This is a genomic window from Mycolicibacterium sp. 624 (assembly GCF_040548615.1).
Taxonomy (GTDB): Bacteria; Actinomycetota; Actinomycetes; order Mycobacteriales; family Mycobacteriaceae; genus Mycobacterium.
In genome coordinates, this window is sequence record NZ_JBEPRZ010000003.1 from 69,381 (window position 1) to 87,224 (window position 17,844).

The following is a 17,844-nucleotide window of genomic DNA, read 5'->3' on the forward strand; positions in this document are numbered from 1 at the left end:
GTCAGCGTCCCCCAGCCACAGCGACTGTTGCTGCCGTGACGTACGAAGATTCGGGCGACAGCAGCCAAATAATGGCGTCAGCAACTTCATTCGCAGTCCCCGGGCGCTGCATTGGTATGCCAGTGGCAAGGTCTTTGGTTCTGGTCGGTTTACCGGCCGCTGCGTGTAGGTCAGTTTCGATGAGACCGGCTGCAACACCGTTGACGCGGATACCTTCGGCAGCCACTTCTCGACCCAAGCCGGCCGTGAGGCTGTCGATTGCACCCTTAGTTGCTGCGTAGTGAACCCACTCGCCGGCCCCACCGAGTTCGGCTGCGCGGGATGAGACATTCACGATGACACCACCTGCGCCGCCATGTCTGGTGGACATGCGACGGACCGCCTCGCCCGCGCACAGAAACGCGCCGACGACGTTGACGGCGAACACACGTTCAACCGTGGCGGCTTCAAGTTGATCGACGCGGGTAAATCCGCCTGTCACGCCGGCGTTGTTGACGAGACCGACGATAGGACCAAGGTCCGATACGGCTGTATCGAAGAGCCGCCTGACGTCAGCATCGACGGATACGTCGGCGGCGACCGCGATGGCCTTCCCCCCGGCGTTGCCGATGTCCTCAACAACTCGCAAAGCTCCGGCGGCGTCTTGAGAATAGTTGACCACCACCGAAAAGCCGCGCTTAGCAGCGGCTTTCGATACGGCAGCGCCTATGCCCCTGCCGCCGCCCGTGACGACCAATGTGCCATCGGCAACTGGAGAGCTATTGACCGTCGAGATCATCACGCCTCACCTCGGATTGTGCGGAGAATCTCTGCGGCTACTCGCTCGGGTACTTCGCGTTGGGGAAAGTGACCGATCCCAGCCAAGTCGACCCGGCGGTACTGACCGGTGACCCGGGCCTCCCATCGGCGGGCTGTGTCAGGACGGGTGCAGTGGTCTTCCATGCCTTGGATGTGCGTTGTTCGGACGGTAATGGCGGGCATGCCGTCGACTAGCCGCTGTGCGTCCTTGTACTGCTCGGTAATCGGTGCGTTGCGCCACCGATAGCGGTAGTAGTGCAACACCGTGTCGACGAACTGGTCGTTTTCGATAGCGGTGGCAACTTCGGCGAAATCCTGGTCACTAAACTCCCACTCTGGTGACCACTTCCCCCAGAGGTGGCGGCAGAACTCTCCGCGGTTGTCCTGAAGGAGTTCTCGCCCATGCTCTGTCTGGAAAAGCCACTGGTACCAGAACGAACTCACTTGGTCGAGGGACAGATCCGAGACAGGTGTTGCCTCGTTGTAACCTGTGCCCAATGTGACCATGGACCGTACGCGACCAGGAGCGAGTCCGGCCAGTGCGTACGCCGCGCGACAGCCCCAATCACTGCCGACGATGTGGAAGCTGTCGAGTCCGAGACTGTCCGCCAGCTCAATGACGTCGGTAGCCAACGCGGCAGTTTCGGCAGAGACCGTCTTCCCCGGGTGAATGCGGGTCAGTCCGTGGCCCCGGATGTGGGGACGGACGATGAAGAGATCGCTCGTCGGAAGATGGTCAACCACGCCATCCCATGTCGCGGCCGTGTCGGGGAAGCCGTGCAAGAGGAACAAAGGTGTTCCCTCTGCTGTCCCGTCGGTTTCGTAGCCCATGTTGACGGTCGAGAGGTCCACGGTCGTTACGTCGCGCGGCCGGGCCTCAGTTGCTGTCACGTCGGTGTTCTCCAATCTTGTTGTGAGTGGTGGAGAGCGACGATAGGCAGCGGAAGGACGTGGCGGAAGCGGTAGACTCACTGAGTGAGTCAGTCAAGGGAAGATGCCTCGATGCTGGGCAAGGTCGTATTGATCCTTGAAGCTGTCGCGTCTCATGGACCCGTTGTGTCTCGGAGCCAGATTTGCACATCTACGCAGCTGCCCAAAGCCACCGCAAACCGCATCGTTGCCGACCTGGTTGCTATGCGGCTATTGCAACCAGTTGAGGGTGGATTGGGATTGGGTATGCGCCTGTTTGAGCTCGGGGTGCTTGCCGAGCAGCGCGGGCTAGGGCTACGTGACGCCTCTCTGCCATCAATGGAGGATCTCTACGAAATCACCCACGAAACAGTGCAACTCGCCGTACGTGAGGGGAACGAGGTCATCTATCTGCAGAAGATATCGGGGCGGCGAAGCATGCGTCTGGACACGCGCATTGGTGGTCGCCAGCCACTGAACTGCACCGGTTCCGGAAAACTACTGCTTGCCTTCGCCTCAGATCAACTGCAGCAGAGCATCTTTGATGACTGCAAACTAGTGCGCCGGACGCCTCGTTCGATTACTGACCCATTACACCTACGACGCGAGCTGGCGCGTGTCCGTGTCGAACGGTTCGCAGTTGATAACGAGGAGTTCGCGATCGGTACGAGGTCAATCGCGGCGCCCATCATGTACCGCGGTGAAGTCGTCGCAGCACTGGCTCTATCCGGAAGCGCCGAACGCATGTCCGAACGGTCGGCCGTACCAGCTGTCCGCGCAGCCGCGGCCGCCGTCAGCCGGGACCTTGCCCGGGTGCCTTCACCATTGCTTCAATAGAGCGGAGAAATGGCTCTGAATCCCGTAGCGCGCGAAATCTTAACTGGCGGGCAGGTTCTTGTTCATGTTCGGGACACTGATTCCTCCGAGAGCACTCGCTACCTACTAGGTCTATTTCTTGTATTGGCGGCCCAATTCATCACCACCTACTAGACTTGTGAGTAAGTCATCATCATTTCGAGGCGGCTAGGTTTCGTTCATGCCAACCGACATCACCGTGCGCGGATCCTTCTCGGCGTTTGAACCCCCCGAGAGGGCGACGGTCCACACATCGATCGCCTATGAGGGCCCCGCGATGGATTCGGTCTTCGAGCGGGTCGCACGCGACCTGGAGGCCGTGAAGGCGTCGATCGTCCCACTCATGGACGGAAGCCGCGGTGAGGTCACCTGGTGGTCGGCCGAGCAGCTGCACACCTGGTCGAATCGCCCGTGGAACAACGAGGGCAAGCAACTGCCGCTCGTCCACCACGCCAGTGTCGGTGTGGAGGCGAAGTTCCGCGACTTCAGTGCGCTGTCGCGGTGGATCGGCGAGCACATCGCCACCATCGAGGGATTTCGCGTCGAACGCATCGACTGGGCGCTGACGTCGACGCGTCGAGACGAGCTGCTCAAGGACGCTCGGACCGCGGCCGTCGTCGATGCCATCACACGTGCACAGCAGTACGCCGATGCGCTCGGATTTGGTGCAATACGTCCTGTTGCCATCGCCGACGCCGGGATGCTCGGCGTCGAACCCCGACCCCCGGGTGGTCCCGCTGGTGGATACCTTCGGGCCAGCGCGATGTCCGCCCCGGGTGCGACCGTCGAGTTCGCGCCAGAGGACATCGAGATCTCGGCGTCGGTGGATGCGCGGTTCGCGGCCGGGTAGCGACCACCGGCCGGAGGCCTGAGTCGGTCGGCCGTACCGGGCGGCTCAGGCCATGGACGACATCATCGCGGTGACGACCAGGTCGGGGCAGTCGAGCATCTGGGTATGGTTCGCGCCCGGCAGCATCTCTGCGTGCACATTGGGAATGTGGGTGCGTGCCCGTTGCAGGGCGACATCGGGTCCGCGCCGGTAAACGACGTCCTGATCGCCGATCAGGACGGTCACCGGCACGGTGAGTCGTCCGAGGTCAGCGTCACTGAACACTCTCGGCGGCAGCACTTCTCGGCGTAATGGCCTGGAGGCCGTCATGCAGTCCGCGATCAGCGCCATGATGGGGTCCGACGTCGCATTGGGCGTCGCCGACATCCACTGCAGGAAACGATCCGCCAGGGCGGGTGAACGCAGAAGTCCCGTCGAGAACGATCTGAGGAAGAAGTGGACAGGGATGGGGTCCAGGGTCGCGGCGGGGCCGAGCACCGACAGATGGCTCACCCGTTCTGGCGCCTGCAGCGTGAAGAGGGCCGCTAACCATCCGCCATATGAGAAGCCCGCCAGCCTCGCCGTATCGACACCAAGTGCGTCCAAGGTCTGCCGCAGCCAGCTGACGTAGTCCTCCGCCCGGCGAACGGGTTTGGTGGCGACGCTCTTGTTGGCATCGGTGATCGTGTCGATGCAGAAACAGCGATAGGAACTGCTGAGCGCCGCGATGATCGGCCTCCACACCGCGGACGTCGTGTTCGCGCCATGCAGGAGGACGAGTGGCGGAGCGGAGGGACTGCCGCTGACCACGACGTGCGTCTGGCCAAACGCCGAAGCGACCTCCATGTCCTCGCGGGGCACGGGCCAGTCATCCATGACCGATTCGTAACTCGCAAGGAATCGCGCTCTTGCTCCTGGATCTCGAAACGGCGTGAGGTTGGCCATCGTCATCGTTTCTCACATCAGGTGAGCCGAGCGATCAGGTGCAGCAGTTGGGGTCCAGCACGGTGCACAGCGCCACCACTGCGTCGCGGTGCGCCCGGTGGTAGACGTTCATGCCGCGCCGGTCGGAGTCGACGAGGCCGGCCCGCCTGAGCTGGGCGAGGTGATGGCTGACGGTGGACTCCGTCAGGCCGAGCGCCGCCGCGAGGTCGCCGCTGTTCTCCTCTCCCGCTGAGGAACTGAAGAGATAGGACATGATCTTCACCCGCGCCGGATCGGCGAGCGCCTTGAGCCGCAACGCGACCTCGAGCGCATCCTCGTCGCTCATGGGACCTGCCGCCACGGGCGCGCAGCAGACCGGAGCGGACATGTCGATGGTCGGCAGAGCCTTGGGCATTCCTTGATGATGCCACGAAGATTGACATATATCAAAAAGGTGGCATGCTGGCCGTGGCGCGCTACTTCGATATAAGTCGCACAGGTAGGAAGGCTCACCATGTCCCGGATGCAACTCGCCCTCAACGTCGATGACCTTGATGCGGCGATCACGTTCTACACCAAGCTCTTCAACACCCCGCCCGCCAAGGTCAAGGAGGGCTACGCGAACTTCGCGGTCGCCGAGCCGCCGCTGAAACTGGTGCTGCTGGAGAACCCCGGCAAGGGCGGCACAATCAACCACCTCGGTGTCGAGGTGGAGTCCAGCGAGACCGTGCACGCGGAGATCGCCCGGCTCACCGGCGAGGGGCTGTTCACCGACGAGGAGATCGGCACCACGTGCTGCTTCGCCACGCAGGACAAGGTCTGGGTCACCGGGCCCGCCGGAGAGAAGTGGGAGGTCTACACCGTGCTCGCCGACTCCGACACCTTCGGCACCAGCCCCGAACACGCCGAGGGCGGAACTGCTGAGGGCGGTGTCTGCTGCGGGGGTTCGGCTGCGGAAGCGGTGAAGCCGAGCAATGCCTGCTGCTGATACTCCCGGCATGACCACCCCGGTAGAGGCCGGCCACCCCGCCGTGGTCGAGAGGCTGTCGCTGCTCGACCGATTCCTGCCGGTGTGGATCGGCCTGGCGATGGTCGTTGGCCTGCTGCTGGGGCGGCAGATCCCGGGATTGAACACCGCGCTGGATCGCGTTCAGATCGACGGCATCTCGCTGCCGATCGCGCTGGGCCTGTTGATCATGATGTACCCGGTCCTGGCCAAGGTCCGCTACGACCGACTAGATACCGTCACCGGCGACCGTAGGCTCCTGATCAGCTCGCTGATCCTGAACTGGGTGCTCGGCCCCGCGCTGATGTTCGCGTTGGCCTGGCTGTTGCTGCCGGACCTGCCCGAGTACCGGACCGGCCTGATCATCGTGGGCCTGGCCAGATGCATTGCCATGGTGATCATCTGGAACGACCTCGCCTGCGGCGACAGGGAGGCCGCGGCGGTCCTGGTCGCGCTGAACTCGATCTTCCAGGTCGTCATGTTCGCGCTGCTCGGCTGGTTCTACCTCTCGGTGCTACCTGGGTGGCTCGGCCTGGAGCAGACCACCATCAGCACCTCGCCATGGCAGATCGCCAAGTCGGTCCTGATCTTCCTGGGGATTCCGCTGGTGGCGGGCTACCTGTCACGCAGAGTGGGGGAGAGGGTCAAGGGTCGCCCCTGGTATGAGGCCACATTCCTGCCGAGGATCGGCCCGTGGGCGCTGTACGGCCTGTTGTTCACCATCGTCATTCTCTTTGCGCTCCAAGGCGATCAGATCACCAGCCGCCCGCTGGACGTCGCACGCATCGCGTTGCCGCTGCTGGTGTACTTCGCCGTCATGTGGGGCGGCGGCTACCTGCTCGGCGCGGTCCTCGGCCTGGGCTATCAGCGCACCACGACATTGGCGTTCACCGCCGCGGTCAACAACTTCGAACTCGCGATCGCCGTCGCCATCGCCACCTACGGCGCCACGTCTGGGCAGGCGCTCGCCGGCGTCGTCGGTCCGCTCATCGAGGTCCCAGTGCTCGTTGGATTGGTCTACGTCTCGCTGGCCCTGCGGCGCCGGTTCACGACCGACGCGGAATCACCAACTCCCGCTTCCGATCGGAGCGCACCATGAGCGACAGCCCGGCCCCTCTGACGACTCACACGCATCGGGACCTGTCAATCGACCAGAGGCATGCATTGAAGACGGCGGCCAGTCGTCTGCACGCCGACTTTGGTGAGCACTTCGGTGTCGAGACCGTCGAGCGGTTCCTCCACACCTCCTACGATCAGTTCGCCGGGCGAGCCACAATCCCAAACTTCTTGCCGCTGCTGGCCGAAAGGTGGGCTCGTCAACGCCTCACAGCCCTGGCTCGCGTCGAGGGCAAGATCTCCGACACCAAGCCCACTGTGCTGTTCCTGTGCACGCACAACGCAGGCCGGTCCCAGATGGCGCTCGGCTTCTTCAACCATCTCGCGGGGGATCAGGGTGTGGCTTGGTCGGGTGGGTCCGAACCGGGCACCGAGATCAATCCGGCGGCGGTTCAGGCGATGGCCGAGGTCGGCATCGATATCACACGCGAGTTCCCCAAGCCCTGGACCGACGAGATCGTTCAAGCCGCCGATGTCGTCGTCACCATGGGGTGTGGGGACGCTTGCCCGTTCTTCCCTGGAAAGCGCTACGAGAACTGGGAGTTGATCGACCCCGCTGGCAGGGGTGTCGATGCCGTCCGTCCCATCCGCGACGACGTCGAGGAGCGGGTCCGCCGACTTCTCGACGAACTCGGTATCAATCCCGTCGGCTGATGTCTGCATCCAATCACGTGCCGAGCGTGCTGTTCGTGTGCGTCAAGAACGCAGGCAAGTCCCAGATGGCCGCCGGGCTGATGCGAACGATCGCCGGCGACACCGTGGAGGTGCACTCCGCGGGTACCAGGCCGGGCGGTGCGATCAATGCACTGTCGGCCGCGGCACTGGCCGAAGGCGGGATCGACATCACCGATCAGACGCCGAAGCCCATCGATTCCGCGCTGTTGCGCAATGTCGACGTCGTGGTGATCCTGGGCCGGGAGGCCCACGTCGAGCCCGTCGAGGGAACCCGGTTCGAGACCTGGGACACCGACGAGCCCTCCGATCGCGGGATCGGGGGTATCGAGCGGATGCGCCTCGTCCGCGACGACATCGAGAACCGCGTCCGCCGTCTGATTGACCAGTTGGGGGCGGCACCCAACGGGTGATGGCGGCGCGACGTCCACTCGATGCAATTCCGTTCCGATCCGGGCGGTGACCGTAAGGATTGCGTTTGGATCGTTGTCGATGACATCCGTATCGTGTCGACTTCGGTTGTGAGTGCAGATCAAGGGTCTATAGCTGACCTCTTGCAGGTGTTGTCGATGATGGCGGTCCCAGCCGCGGTGCTGCTGCGGTGTCGCTTCCTGAATCGGCGCGATGAGCGCCGTGATGGTGCTGCGCGGGTCGGTGCGTCCGAGGCCCCGGCGCCGTCTGACCGTCCGGCACGCGTGCGAGACGAAGTCGCATACGCTCGGTCCGAGCTGCCATCGAGCTGGAGAACCGAATGCTGCCGAAACTGCACCCCGGACAGGTGTTCCCACGCCCGTGCGCGGAGTACACCGCACATCTCGGCGAGCATCAGGCCGCAGCATTCACGGCGCTGTGGAACCTGAACGACGACCCGAGGAACAACGTCGACGCCGCGGCGCGGCACATTCACGCCGCGCTCCGTGCTCCCGCCAGGGACGGTTCTGTGAAGGTCGCTCCCCTGGAATTGCGCGTCGAGTTGCACGCTGGCGTCGAGAAGGTGGATTGGATGTACGAGGCCGGCACCGCCGCCGCGATGGACATCGAGTACATGTCGCTGTTCTCGATCATCGCCGCGTGGAGCCACGAGATCGTCGGCGGCAACATCGACGCGTTCGTCGTCGACGTGAACCACGAGTAGCACTCGTCGTACCCTCTCCAGGCTGATTGTGACGCGACGGGCACCCGCGTGTCCGCCACCGCCGAGCTCTGGTGCGGTTCAATGGCCACTGTGGAGGACGATAAGTCGGCGGGACGCCCGAGGGACGCGTCGATCGACGAACGCGCCCTCGCGGTCACCCGCGAGCTGCTGGTGGAGACGGGCTGGGATGACCTGAGTATGCGGTTGATCGCCGCCCGCTCGGGGGTAAGTCGATCGAGTCTGGACCGCCGCTGGTCATCGAAGGCCGAACTCGTGCTGCACGCGATCCTCGGTGCCACACCGGATCTCGCACCGTTCGCGGGCACCGACCGCGCCGGATGGGTGGACTGGGTGGCACGTGGCAGCCGTCAGCTCTTCACCCGCCCCGAGGTGCGGGCAGCGGTTCCCGGGCTGCTGCTCGCGATGGCCGAGAACCCAGATCTGCGCCACCGGTTGTGGACGGACTTCAGCGGGCCCGCGGTGGCGCTTTTCACCGCGTCCAGTCCCGGCGACCCGGCCGATGCCGAGCGCGATGCCCGTGCCCTACTCGCGATGGGGGTGGGCGCGGCGCTGCTGCTTTCCACCGTCGCCCTGGAGGACGACACCGATGCGCTGCACGCCCGGGTGATCGAGGTGCTCACCAGTGCTGTGGCGCCCGCGGGAATGACGCGATGATGGCCTCGACGGGGGAGCGCCACGTCATGCCGAGGTCGGCCAAGGTCGCGGTGTCGTCGGTTGGCGTTGCGGCAGTGAGCAACAGCGCCGCCTCATAGCTCAGGCCGTCGCCCATCGGCACGATTGCGCCCAGGGCGTCGCCCACCCGGCTCAGGCCACGAAAGACGCCGGGGCTCAGCGGTATTCGCCGTATCGGTCGACCCGATCCGCGTTGCAGCGCTGAGATCATGTCGTTGAACGGCACCATCTCCCCGCCGCAGACGTAGCGGCGCGGGCCGCGGCCGGGGGTCATCACCGCCGCGTGCACCGCGGCGACGTCGCGGACGTCGATCATCTGCATGCCGCCGCGCAACCGGGGCGCCACGCCGAACCGCACGATCGGCGCCCACCCTCGCTCGGTGACACCGGGTGCGGTGTGAAACGCCTCGCCGACGACGCTCGACGGATAGGTGACGACCACGGGTGCACCCTGTGCCTGCAGTCGACGCGCGACGCGGTCGGCGTAGCCCTTGGTCTGGGCGTACGCGCTGCGCCCCTCGGCGGTCGGGGTGTCGGGACCGATGACGCCGGTCGGCGATGGGAACAGGGCGCTGTAGCTGCTCACCGACACCACCGGGTCGAGTTCCCTCTCGACGGCGCGCGTGAGCACAGCCTCCGTGGCGTGGGCGTTGATCTCCCACATCAGCGCGTTGCGGCGGTTGTCGGTACCCACCACGCCCGCGGCGTGCAGCACCGCATCGCAACCATCCAGCAGGGCTTCGATGGTCGCGGCATTCCTGACGTCGCCGGACATCACGTCCACGCCGTCGAATTCGCGGAGATGACGCAGGACCGTGGCGCCCTCCGCGTCCGGCCCCACGAGCAGTCGCACCCGATGCCCCGCGCTGAGCAGGGCGCGCACGCTGTGCGCACCCACGTAACCGGTTCCGCCGGTGACAGCGATCAGCATGGTCCTCCTTGGGCGAGTGCCTTGGCCAGGTCATTCGTGCGTGCTACCTTACGATGCCAATGGCAGCGAAACTAATCTCCGCGTCCGTCGACGTCGGCCCCACCGCCTCATCTGCGGCATTCACGCAGATGAGGCTCGGTCCGTTGACGTTGAAGAACCGATTCATCAAGGCCGCGACCTTCGAGGGCCGGATGCCTCGTGGTGAGGTCACCGACGACCTGATCGACTTCCACGTCGAGGTGGCGCGCGGTGGCGCGGCGATGACGACCGTCGCCTACTGCGCGATCTCCGATGGCGGCCGGGTGCACCGCGACACCATGGTGCTCGACAGTCGCCGCGCCGCCGCGCTGCGCCGGTTGACGGACGCCGTGCACGCCGAGGACGCGCTGGTCTGCGCGCAGATCGGCCACGCCGGTCTGGTCGCCAACACCCGCTCCAACCGCACGCGCACGTTGGCGCCGTCGACCCGGCTCAGTGCGCCGGCGATGGGCCTGGTGCGCGGCGCGACCCTCGGGCAGCTCGACCAGGTCATCGACGACTTCGGCGCTGCCGCACGCAATGCCGTCGACGCGGGCTTCGACGCCATCGAGGTGCATCTGGGCCACGGCTACCTGGTGAGCTCGTTCTTCAGCCCGAATCTCAACAAGCGCAGCGACCGCTACGGCGGTGACATGGCGCGGCGTGCCGAACTGGGTCGTCGGGTGCTCGAGCGGGTGCGCCACGAGGCGGGGGACAGCGTCGCCGTCACCGCCAAGTTCAACATGGACGACGGCGTCCGCGGCGGCTTCTGGCTCACCGACAGCCTGCCCACGGCACGGCTGTTGGAGTCCGACGGGCACGTCGACGCGCTCGAACTCACCGGCGGCAGTTCGCTGTTCAACCCGATGTACTACTTCCGCGGTGACGTCCCGATGGCCGAGTTCATCGCGTCCCAGCCGGCCGTCGTGGGTCTGGGCCTGCGCGTCATCGGCTCGCGCATGTTCCGCAGCTATCCGTTCGAAGAGGCGTTCTTCCTGCCCCAGGCCCGTCAGTTCCGCGAGACGCTGTCCATGCCACTGATCCTGCTGGGCGGGATCAACACGATGGACACCGTCGAGACCGCGATGACCGAGGGCTTCGAGTTCGTGGCCATGGCCCGTGCCCTGCTACGCGATCCCGATCTGGTCAACAAGTTTCGCGCCGAGACCACCCGTGAGGGGTTGTGCGTGCACTGCACGAAGTGCATGGCGACGATCTTCGGTGGCACGCATTGCGTGCTGCGCTAGCGGCGTCAGCCGAACTCCAGCAGGGTGAACGCGCCGCGGTGCTGCTTGGCCAGCTTCAGCTGCCAGAAGGCGGGATAGAGCTTGCCGAAGATGAGGCCTCGGCCTCGGGGTATCGGCAGATCGTGCACGGCGCGGACACCTGGCACGGTGTTGGCCAGATCCGCCAGCTGAGATGCCGACAGGCTGAACGGCATCGGCGGAACGCGGTACCGCCGGGAGGATCGCAGTCCTCTCGGGGCGATCTTCTTCACCAGGACCGGCGGCAGGTCGAAGATCATCTGGCCACCCGGAAAACGCCTGGCGCACTCGGTGATCAGGCTCATCGCCTCGTCGGGCTGCAGGTACATCAGCAGACCCTCCGCGGTGATGAAGACACCATCGCTGGTGTCCACCCTGTCCATCCAGGTGTAGTCGAGCGCTGACTGCGCGAGGTTGGTGATCCGCGGCGAGGGCGGAAGCAGGCGTTGTCGCAGTTCGATGATCGGCTGGAAGTCCACGGTGAGCCAACGAAATTCGGCGTTCGGCAGCCTGCTGTTCAGGCGCCAGAAACTGGTCTGAAGGCCTTCGGCGAGGGCGACGACAGTGGCCGACGGATGCTCGGACAGATACTGGACGGCGGCGCGATCGAATGCCACCGACCGCAATGCCATCTCCTGGCCCTTGCGGCCGAACTTGTCGAAGTCGAAGTCGATCGCATCGACGAGCTGGATGGCCATCGGATCATCGATGATGGCGTTTGGGTGGCGGGCCTGGTGTGCTCTGCCGTTGAGCGTCAGTAACGCGGTCTCCGAGACCCCGGTCAAGGTGCCGGCGTGGGCCCTGTCGCCGTCTGCGTGATCCACCGCCACGACGCTACCTGGGTGCGTGCGACCTCCACGCCCAACGTGAAGACGATTGCGAGAAATCGCGCTCAACTCACCAAGATGTTCACGCTCGGCGGGGATGTCAGGGCCACGTGCCCGGGTCGCGCACCGCAGTGACCACCTGCTCGATGGCGTCGATGACGAGCTCCGGTTGATCCTGGTGGATGTTGTGCCCGCTCTCGGTGGCGATCACCAGACGTGCATCGGGGACGAGTGAGGCGATGTCGCGCTGCGAGTCGAGCAGGATCGACTCCATCTTCTCGGTCGGCCAGCCCGCGACCGGTGCGGCGAACGGGATACCATGTGCCAGAACGACTACCGGCATCGGACGGATCGGCGCATCCTGACGTGCCTGCCGTACCTGCACGACACTCGGCGTGTCGGCCAGCGGCGCGATCCACAACCGCTCGGCCTCCGGATAGGCCGCCAGCAGCTCGCTGTTGTCCAGGGTGGACGCCTCGAAGGCCTGGTACTGCGCCGGGGTCAGCGCGTCCTGGAAGTGGTGCCAGATGTTCTCGTTGGTCGTGTCGATGAGAACCATCCCGGCCACGTCGTCCGGGTAGGTGCTGGCGTAGAGCCGGGCGACCAAACCGCCCGCCGAGTGCGCGGCCAGGACATAGGGGCCCGGGATCTGCGCGGCGGTCAGCAACGCGTGCAGGTCCGTCATCAACTCTCGCGTCGTCCGCGGCTGTGGGACCGGGTCGGTGCGGCTGGGGTAGAACTCCGGCCCGTCCGGGTCGAGTGCGGGATTGACCTCGCCGAGTGTGCCCGGACGGTCATACGCGCACACCCGGGTGAACCTGGCCACCCCCGGTTGGACCATCAACCGTTGCCCGGCAGGCCGCAGATTGTCGCGGCTCCAGACATCGCCGCGGCCATTCGCGCCGGCCTCCAGGATCACCGTCGGACTGCCCTGACCTCGGCATTCCAGGTAGAGCGATCGACCGCCGATATCGACAAGACCCGAGAAGTCACCGGTCACCGGCGACGCCACGGCCTGCGGCGCGGGGCCGGCGGTGAGGCCACCCGCGACGACGAGCGCGGCGACCAGCCCGACCGCGACGCGTCCGAGACGGCGATCCATCGATGCCCTCCTCGCCCGAGGCGGTGCCATCCCTACTCGGGGAAGGTCGTGGTGCCCGTGGGGGAGACCTGGAAGCCCTGCGTGGCACCGGCCAGCGTGCCGTAGCACGCCACACCTCCCTTGATGGCCATGCAGGTGGAGCCCGTTGCGTTGACGCGGTACCCCACGGGCAGCTGCCGGATGTTGCCCGGATGTGCGGGGGTGCTGAACTTCTTGTCGTCGGCGCGGCGGATGCCGCTCGCGCCGGGCAGCTGCGTGAAGACCTGGTTCTGGCCGCCGGTGACGTGCGGCAGCGGGCCGTCACACCCGATCTCACCACCGCTGAAGATGATCATCGAGCAGGTCAGTCCACCCTCGACGGTGAACACGGGGAACAAGTTCTTGGCGCCGGTGCCGACGATGTAGGTGTCATCGCCGACGACGAAGTCGTTCGGATCGGGGAATCCCGCGGGCAGGCCCTCGGTCGCCGGGCCGATACCGGTGCTCGCGGGGGACACAACCATCCACTGCGAGACCGGCGCACCCTTGGTGCACGCGGTGACCGCTCCGGGGGCCGCGGCGCACTCGAAGTCACCGAGCACGATCTTCTGGCCCTCTTGCAGGACCGGGGCCGCGCCACCGGATGGCTTCACGAAACGCGGGTTGGACGTGGCCCGCAGACCGCGCGCGTTGACGTCCTCGGCGAGGACGATCTCGTTGACGCCGAGCAGTGTCGCTGGTAGCCGGCCGTCACATCCGGCGGCTCCACGGTTGGGCTGGATGGCGCAGAGCAGTCCGTCGGGGGTCTGGAAGTACGCCTCGCCACTAGCCACGAACGCGTCGGGGTTCACCTCGGTGTAGCCGCTGAGGTCGGGCGCCGATGTGGGACCAGTCGCCAAGGGCTCGGCGCCTGCCGGGGCGGCCGGTGAGGCCACCACGCCCACCAGCACGGCCAGAAGAATCATTGCTAAACGCATTGGTTGGAATCTAGAGCATCCGACTAAGGGAAGACGCCAAGAAGGACGACGAGTAGTCCTACTCATCCGCGATCACCTGCAACGCGGCATGCTGAGAACATGCCGTCCAACAAGCCCACGCTCGACGCAGCCGACGCCGTGGGCGACACCGTCACCGGACGGGACCGCGCCGTCGACGTGGCCCGCCTCGGCGCGCTGGTCGTGGTGATGTTCGGCCACTGTTTCCTGCTACTCGCCACGATCAACGCCGACGGCCTGCAGATCGGCAACCTGCTCGGGGAGATCCCCGCGATGGCCCCGCTCACCTGGGTCGCCCAGGTCATGCCCCTGTTCTTCCTCGCGGGCGGCGCGGCGGGCGCATACAGCTGGCGGGCGGGCACGCCGTGGGGCACCTGGCTGGTGACCCGCGCCCAGCGCCTGTGCCGACCCGTGTTCTGGTACCTCGCGGCGTGGACGGTGGGCCTGTTCGGCGCCCGCATGATCCTGGGAGCGGAGTCGGCGGCAGGCATCGGACGCGAGTCGGTGGCGCTGCTGTGGTTCCTCGGCGTGTACCTGGTGGTGCTCGCCTTCGTGCCAGCCCTGACCCGCCTGCAGACGTGGCGCGGCCTGGCCGTTCTCATCGTGTCCCTGCTCGTGGCCGCCGCGGCCGTCGACGGTGTTCGGATGGCCGTCGGTACGCCGGAGTCCGGGGTGGCGAACTTCGTGATCGTCTGGCTCATCCCGATGACGATCGGCGTTGCCTATGCGCGCCGACTGATCGGCCCCCGCGCGGCGCTCGTCGTCGCCGCGAGTGCGCTCATCGCCCAGATCGCGTTGGCCGTGACGGGGCCCTACGAGGTGGCGCTCGTGGTGACCGGGGCGGAGCGGATGTCCAATGTGTCCCCGCCGACGCTGCTGCTCGCGCTGCACTGCACCTGGATGTCGTGCCTGTTCGTGGCCGCCGCCGGTGCCATCGGCCGGTGGGCGGCGCGGCCGCGGGTCTGGCGGGTCGTCTCGGTGGGCAACGGGGGAGCGATGACCATCTACCTCTGGCACATCCCCGCGATCGCCGTGGCCATGTTCACGCTGCACGCGTTCGGCCTCGACGCCTACGACGTGCACGCCCCGGGCTTCTGGGGTCTGCTCGCGCTGCGGGCACTGGTGTTCGCGATCGTCATGGGCGTGACGTTCTGGCTGCTCTCACCGCTCGAGCATCGTCGGCTGCCGTGGTGGGACGGACCGGTGGGGGCCACCGGCGCACGCTCGACCGGGGCCGGGGCGTTGATCTGCGTCGCCGGTGTGGCGCTCGTGCTGATGGCCAAGGACGGCCTGGACGACGTGGGGGGCTGGACCGCGCTGGGCTGCTTCCTCGCCACCGCCGCGGCCGCTAGAGTGTGCGCCGGCACCAACACGCCAGGCGCGCCCGCGCCGCGCCGTCAGAGGAGTTCGGTAGGGTCCTCGCGTGACTTCGAGCCCAACCGTCAAACCCGTAAATGACCGTCTCGCTGCGGAACTCGATGTAGCACTGACGCAGGTGAGCGCCGCGGTGCGGCTGCTTGACGAGGGCGCGACCGTGCCGTTCATCGCGCGGTACCGCAAGGAGGTCACCGGCAGCCTCGACGACGGCCAGCTGCGCACCCTCGAGGAGCGCCTCGGCTACCTGCGCGAGCTCGACCAGCGCCGCGACGCCGTGCTGGCCTCCATCGACGAGCAGGGCAAGCTGACCCCAGAGCTGCGGGCCGCCCTGCTGACCGCCGACACCAAGTCGCGGGTCGAGGACATCTACCTGCCCTACAAGCCGAAGCGCCGCACCAAGGCGCAGATCGCCCGCGAGGCCGGCCTGGAACCTCTCGCCGATCGCCTGCTGGCCGATCCGACCCTGGTTCCCGACGAGGTGGCCGCGGAGTTCCTCGGTGAGGAGGTCGCCGACGCTGCGGCAGCCCTCGACGGGGCGCGGCACATCATCATCGAGCGGGCCGCCGAGGACGCCGAGCTCGTCGGCGCCGTGCGCGCCAAGTTCTGGGCCGACGGCTCCGTGCGCACCTCACCCCTGTCGGAGGAGGTCGCCAAAACTCCTGCCGCACAGAAGTTCCGCGACTACTTCGACTTCTCCGAGAAGCTCGAGACCATGCCGTCGCATCGAGTGCTCGCCGTCATGCGCGGTGAGAAGGAGCAGATCCTGGCGCTGAACCTCGGCGGTGGGGAGGACGAGGTGTACCAGGCGATGGTCGCCCAGACCCTCGGCATCGATCTGTCCTCGACGGCCCCGGCGACAGCGTGGCTGGCCACCACCGTCCGGTTGGCGTGGCGCGTCAAACTGATGATCTCCGCCTCGGTCGACGCCCGTATCCGGCTGCGTCAACGCGCCGAGGAGGACGCGGTGGCGGTGTTCGCCAAGAATCTCAAGGACCTGCTGCTGGCAGCCCCCGCGGGGACCCGCACGACGCTGGGCCTCGACCCCGGCTTCCGCACCGGCGTCAAGGTGGCCGTCGTCGACGGCACCGGCAAGGTGGTCGACACCTGCGCGATCTTCCCGCACCAACCGCAGAAGCAGTGGGACGCGGCCAAGGCGACGCTCGGGGCGCTCGTCGCGCGGCACGGCGTCCAGCTGATCGCCGTCGGCAACGGCACGGCATCCCGCGAAACCGACGCGCTGGCTGCCGAACTCATCGCCGATATCCGCGCCTCCGGTGCCGACGCCCCCGTGAAGGCGATGGTGAGTGAGGCGGGCGCATCGGTGTACTCGGCGTCGGCGTATGCCGCCCACGAGCTGCCGACTCTCGACGTGACACTGCGTGGCGCGGTGTCGATCGCGCGACGGCTACAGGACCCGCTCGCCGAACTCGTGAAGATCGAACCCAAGTCGATTGGGGTGGGCCAGTATCAGCACGACGTCACGGCGGGCACGCTGGCGCGCAGCCTGGACGCCGTGGTCGAGGACGCGGTGAACGCCGTCGGCGTCGACCTCAACACGGCATCCGTCCCGCTGCTCGCACGCGTCTCGGGGGTCACGGAATCCCTCGCCGAGTCCATCGTCGCGCACCGCGAGTCGACCGGACCGTTCCCCAACCGCAAGGCACTGTTGAAGGTTCCGCGTCTGGGCCCCAAGGCATTCGAGCAGTGCGCCGGCTTCCTGCGGATCAACGCCGGCGACGACCCGCTCGACGCGTCGGGCGTGCACCCCGAGGCCTATCCGGTGGTTCGTCGCATCCTGGACCGCGCGGGCGTGACGCTGGCCGAACTGATCGGCGACGAGCGATCGCTGCGGTCACTGCGACCCGCCGACTTCGCCGACGACCGGTTCGGCATCCCCACGGTGACCGACATCCTCGCCGAACTGGAGAAGCCGGGACGCGATCCGCGGCCCGCCTTCTCGACCGCCACGTTCGCCGCCGGGGTCGAGAAGGTCTCCGACCTCAAGGAGGGCATGGTCCTGGAGGGCGTGGTCACCAACGTCGCCGCGTTCGGTGCGTTCGTCGACGTCGGCGTGCATCAGGACGGTCTCGTGCACGTCTCGGCGATGGCCGACCGCTACGTCTCCGACCCCCACGAGGTGGTGCGGTCCGGGCAGGTGGTGCGGGTGAAGGTCCTCGAGGTCGACGTTGACCGTCAACGCATCGGGCTGACGCTGCGCCTGAACGACACGCCTGCGCGTGGCCAGGCCAAGCCGGCTGACGGTGCGGGGAAGCCCCGACGCGACGACAGTAAGCGTGGCGCTCCAGATCGCCGAAACCCCGGTCGGGACAAGAACTCCGGCCGCCGTGACGCCGCACCGGCCGCGGCCGGATCGATGGCACAGGCGCTACGGGACGCCGGCTTCGGGCGCTGA

General features: G+C 66.6%; 19 protein-coding genes. 11 read left to right on the forward strand and 8 right to left on the reverse strand.

Going from position 1 to position 17,844, the window contains the following annotated elements; genetic code table 11:
- Position 1: 1 nt before the first annotated feature.
- Positions 2-778, reverse strand: coding sequence for an SDR family oxidoreductase (locus ABIA65_RS13225; protein ID WP_354523827.1), 777 nt, complete (start codon positions 776-778; stop codon positions 2-4).
- Positions 778-1,704, reverse strand: coding sequence for an alpha/beta fold hydrolase (locus tag ABIA65_RS13230; protein WP_354523828.1), 927 nt, complete (start codon positions 1,702-1,704; stop codon positions 778-780). Before ABIA65_RS13230 ends, ABIA65_RS13225 begins: the two co-directional genes overlap by 1 nt.
- 69 nt (positions 1,705-1,773) lie before the next feature.
- Here ABIA65_RS13230 and ABIA65_RS13235 point away from each other — a divergent pair, with 69 nt between their 5' ends.
- Together ABIA65_RS13235 and ABIA65_RS13240 are read left to right on the forward strand one after the other, a co-directional pair.
- Positions 1,774-2,544: an IclR family transcriptional regulator gene (locus ABIA65_RS13235; RefSeq protein ID WP_354523829.1), complete on the forward strand. Its 771-nt coding sequence runs from the start codon at positions 1,774-1,776 to the stop codon at positions 2,542-2,544.
- A 199-nt stretch (positions 2,545-2,743) separates the two neighbouring features.
- Positions 2,744-3,412: an SIMPL domain-containing protein gene (locus ABIA65_RS13240; protein WP_354523830.1), complete on the forward strand. Its 669-nt coding sequence runs from the start codon at positions 2,744-2,746 to the stop codon at positions 3,410-3,412.
- Between the two features lie 45 nt (positions 3,413-3,457).
- Here the strand turns inward: ABIA65_RS13240 and ABIA65_RS13245 are convergent, their stop codons facing one another.
- Together ABIA65_RS13245 and ABIA65_RS13250 are read right to left on the reverse strand one after the other, a co-directional pair.
- Positions 3,458-4,267 carry an alpha/beta fold hydrolase gene (locus ABIA65_RS13245; protein ID WP_354523831.1) on the reverse strand — a complete coding sequence of 270 codons (810 nt, stop codon included), beginning with the start codon at positions 4,265-4,267 and terminating at the stop codon, positions 3,458-3,460.
- 103 nt (positions 4,268-4,370) lie between these two features.
- Positions 4,371-4,730 carry an Rv2640c family ArsR-like transcriptional regulator gene (locus ABIA65_RS13250; protein WP_241405057.1) on the reverse strand — a complete coding sequence of 120 codons (360 nt, stop codon included), beginning with the start codon at positions 4,728-4,730 and terminating at the stop codon, positions 4,371-4,373.
- Positions 4,731-4,829: 99 nt separating this feature from the next.
- Here ABIA65_RS13250 and ABIA65_RS13255 point away from each other — a divergent pair, with 99 nt between their 5' ends.
- From ABIA65_RS13255 to ABIA65_RS13280, 6 genes are all read left to right on the forward strand, one after another.
- Positions 4,830-5,303: an ArsI/CadI family heavy metal resistance metalloenzyme gene (locus ABIA65_RS13255; protein WP_354523832.1), complete on the forward strand. Its 474-nt coding sequence runs from the start codon at positions 4,830-4,832 to the stop codon at positions 5,301-5,303.
- A 10-nt stretch (positions 5,304-5,313) separates the two neighbouring features.
- Positions 5,314-6,420, forward strand: a complete 1,107-nt coding sequence (gene arsB, locus ABIA65_RS13260) for an ACR3 family arsenite efflux transporter (protein WP_354523833.1) — start codon at positions 5,314-5,316, stop codon at positions 6,418-6,420.
- Entirely contained in the window at positions 6,417-7,091 is a 675-nt protein-coding gene (locus ABIA65_RS13265; RefSeq protein WP_241405060.1) for an arsenate reductase ArsC, read from the forward strand. Before arsB ends, ABIA65_RS13265 begins: the two co-directional genes overlap by 4 nt.
- The gene (locus ABIA65_RS13270; RefSeq protein ID WP_354523834.1) at positions 7,091-7,522 is read left to right on the forward strand and encodes an arsenate-mycothiol transferase ArsC; all 432 of its coding nucleotides are present in this window, start codon (positions 7,091-7,093) and stop codon (positions 7,520-7,522) included. The genes ABIA65_RS13265 and ABIA65_RS13270 overlap by 1 nt, the downstream gene beginning before the upstream one ends.
- 338 nt (positions 7,523-7,860) lie before the next feature.
- Positions 7,861-8,244 carry a hypothetical protein gene (locus ABIA65_RS13275; protein ID WP_354523835.1) on the forward strand — a complete coding sequence of 128 codons (384 nt, stop codon included), beginning with the start codon at positions 7,861-7,863 and terminating at the stop codon, positions 8,242-8,244.
- Positions 8,245-8,325: 81 nt separating this feature from the next.
- Positions 8,326-8,919: a TetR/AcrR family transcriptional regulator gene (locus tag ABIA65_RS13280; RefSeq protein WP_502919558.1), complete on the forward strand. Its 594-nt coding sequence runs from the start codon at positions 8,326-8,328 to the stop codon at positions 8,917-8,919.
- On the opposite strand, the gene ABIA65_RS13285 is transcribed toward ABIA65_RS13280, so the two are convergent.
- The gene (locus ABIA65_RS13285; protein WP_354523836.1) at positions 8,882-9,868 is read right to left on the reverse strand and encodes an NAD-dependent epimerase/dehydratase family protein; all 987 of its coding nucleotides are present in this window, start codon (positions 9,866-9,868) and stop codon (positions 8,882-8,884) included. The two genes, ABIA65_RS13280 and ABIA65_RS13285, sit on opposite strands and share 38 nt — an antisense overlap.
- Positions 9,869-9,996: 128 nt before the next feature.
- Between ABIA65_RS13285 and ABIA65_RS13290 the strand changes: the two genes are divergently transcribed.
- The gene (locus tag ABIA65_RS13290) at positions 9,997-11,133 is read left to right on the forward strand and encodes an NADH:flavin oxidoreductase (RefSeq protein WP_354524213.1); all 1,137 of its coding nucleotides are present in this window, start codon (positions 9,997-9,999) and stop codon (positions 11,131-11,133) included.
- A gap of 5 nt (positions 11,134-11,138) precedes the next feature.
- Here ABIA65_RS13290 and ABIA65_RS13295 read toward each other — a convergent pair whose 3' ends face one another.
- The 3 genes from ABIA65_RS13295 to ABIA65_RS13305 all read right to left on the reverse strand — a co-directional run bounded on the left by ABIA65_RS13295 (position 11,139) and on the right by ABIA65_RS13305 (position 14,036).
- Complete coding sequence (locus tag ABIA65_RS13295; RefSeq protein ID WP_354523837.1) at positions 11,139-11,975, reverse strand: class I SAM-dependent methyltransferase; 837 nt, start codon at positions 11,973-11,975, stop codon at positions 11,139-11,141.
- A 103-nt stretch (positions 11,976-12,078) separates the two neighbouring features.
- Positions 12,079-13,080 carry an alpha/beta fold hydrolase gene (locus tag ABIA65_RS13300; protein WP_354523838.1) on the reverse strand — a complete coding sequence of 334 codons (1,002 nt, stop codon included), beginning with the start codon at positions 13,078-13,080 and terminating at the stop codon, positions 12,079-12,081.
- A gap of 32 nt (positions 13,081-13,112) precedes the next feature.
- Entirely contained in the window at positions 13,113-14,036 is a 924-nt protein-coding gene (locus tag ABIA65_RS13305) for a hypothetical protein (RefSeq protein ID WP_354523839.1), read from the reverse strand.
- Positions 14,037-14,135: 99 nt separating this feature from the next.
- On the opposite strand from ABIA65_RS13305, the gene ABIA65_RS13310 reads away from it, so the two are divergent.
- Both ABIA65_RS13310 and ABIA65_RS13315 read left to right on the forward strand, forming a co-directional pair.
- Positions 14,136-15,512: an acyltransferase family protein gene (locus ABIA65_RS13310; RefSeq protein WP_354523840.1), complete on the forward strand. Its 1,377-nt coding sequence runs from the start codon at positions 14,136-14,138 to the stop codon at positions 15,510-15,512.
- Positions 15,478-17,844 (forward strand): Tex family protein, encoded by a 2,367-nt coding sequence (locus ABIA65_RS13315; RefSeq protein WP_354523841.1) that lies wholly within the window; start codon positions 15,478-15,480, stop codon positions 17,842-17,844. The genes ABIA65_RS13310 and ABIA65_RS13315 overlap by 35 nt, the downstream gene beginning before the upstream one ends.

Bases quoted from the DNA above. Each gene is read 5' to 3' on its own strand.
- ABIA65_RS13225 (WP_354523827.1), bottom strand. From the start codon at position 778: ATGATCTCGACGGTCAATAGCTCTCCAGTTGCCGATGGCACATTGGTC.
- ABIA65_RS13240 (WP_354523830.1), top strand. From the start codon at position 2,744: ATGCCAACCGACATCACCGTGCGCGGATCCTTCTCGGCGTTTGAACCC.
- ABIA65_RS13245 (WP_354523831.1), bottom strand. From the start codon at position 4,267: ATGGATGACTGGCCCGTGCCCCGCGAGGACATGGAGGTCGCTTCGGCG.
- ABIA65_RS13250 (WP_241405057.1), bottom strand. From the start codon at position 4,730: ATGCCCAAGGCTCTGCCGACCATCGACATGTCCGCTCCGGTCTGCTGC.
- ABIA65_RS13255 (WP_354523832.1), top strand. From the start codon at position 4,830: ATGTCCCGGATGCAACTCGCCCTCAACGTCGATGACCTTGATGCGGCG.
- arsB (WP_354523833.1), top strand. From the start codon at position 5,314: ATGACCACCCCGGTAGAGGCCGGCCACCCCGCCGTGGTCGAGAGGCTG.
- ABIA65_RS13265 (WP_241405060.1), top strand. From the start codon at position 6,417: ATGAGCGACAGCCCGGCCCCTCTGACGACTCACACGCATCGGGACCTG.
- ABIA65_RS13270 (WP_354523834.1), top strand. From the start codon at position 7,091: ATGTCTGCATCCAATCACGTGCCGAGCGTGCTGTTCGTGTGCGTCAAG.
- ABIA65_RS13275 (WP_354523835.1), top strand. From the start codon at position 7,861: ATGCTGCCGAAACTGCACCCCGGACAGGTGTTCCCACGCCCGTGCGCG.
- ABIA65_RS13280 (WP_502919558.1), top strand. From the start codon at position 8,326: ATGGCCACTGTGGAGGACGATAAGTCGGCGGGACGCCCGAGGGACGCG.
- ABIA65_RS13285 (WP_354523836.1), bottom strand. From the start codon at position 9,868: ATGCTGATCGCTGTCACCGGCGGAACCGGTTACGTGGGTGCGCACAGC.
- ABIA65_RS13290 (WP_354524213.1), top strand. From the start codon at position 9,997: ATGAGGCTCGGTCCGTTGACGTTGAAGAACCGATTCATCAAGGCCGCG.
- ABIA65_RS13300 (WP_354523838.1), bottom strand. From the start codon at position 13,080: ATGGATCGCCGTCTCGGACGCGTCGCGGTCGGGCTGGTCGCCGCGCTC.
- ABIA65_RS13305 (WP_354523839.1), bottom strand. From the start codon at position 14,036: ATGCGTTTAGCAATGATTCTTCTGGCCGTGCTGGTGGGCGTGGTGGCC.
- ABIA65_RS13310 (WP_354523840.1), top strand. From the start codon at position 14,136: ATGCCGTCCAACAAGCCCACGCTCGACGCAGCCGACGCCGTGGGCGAC.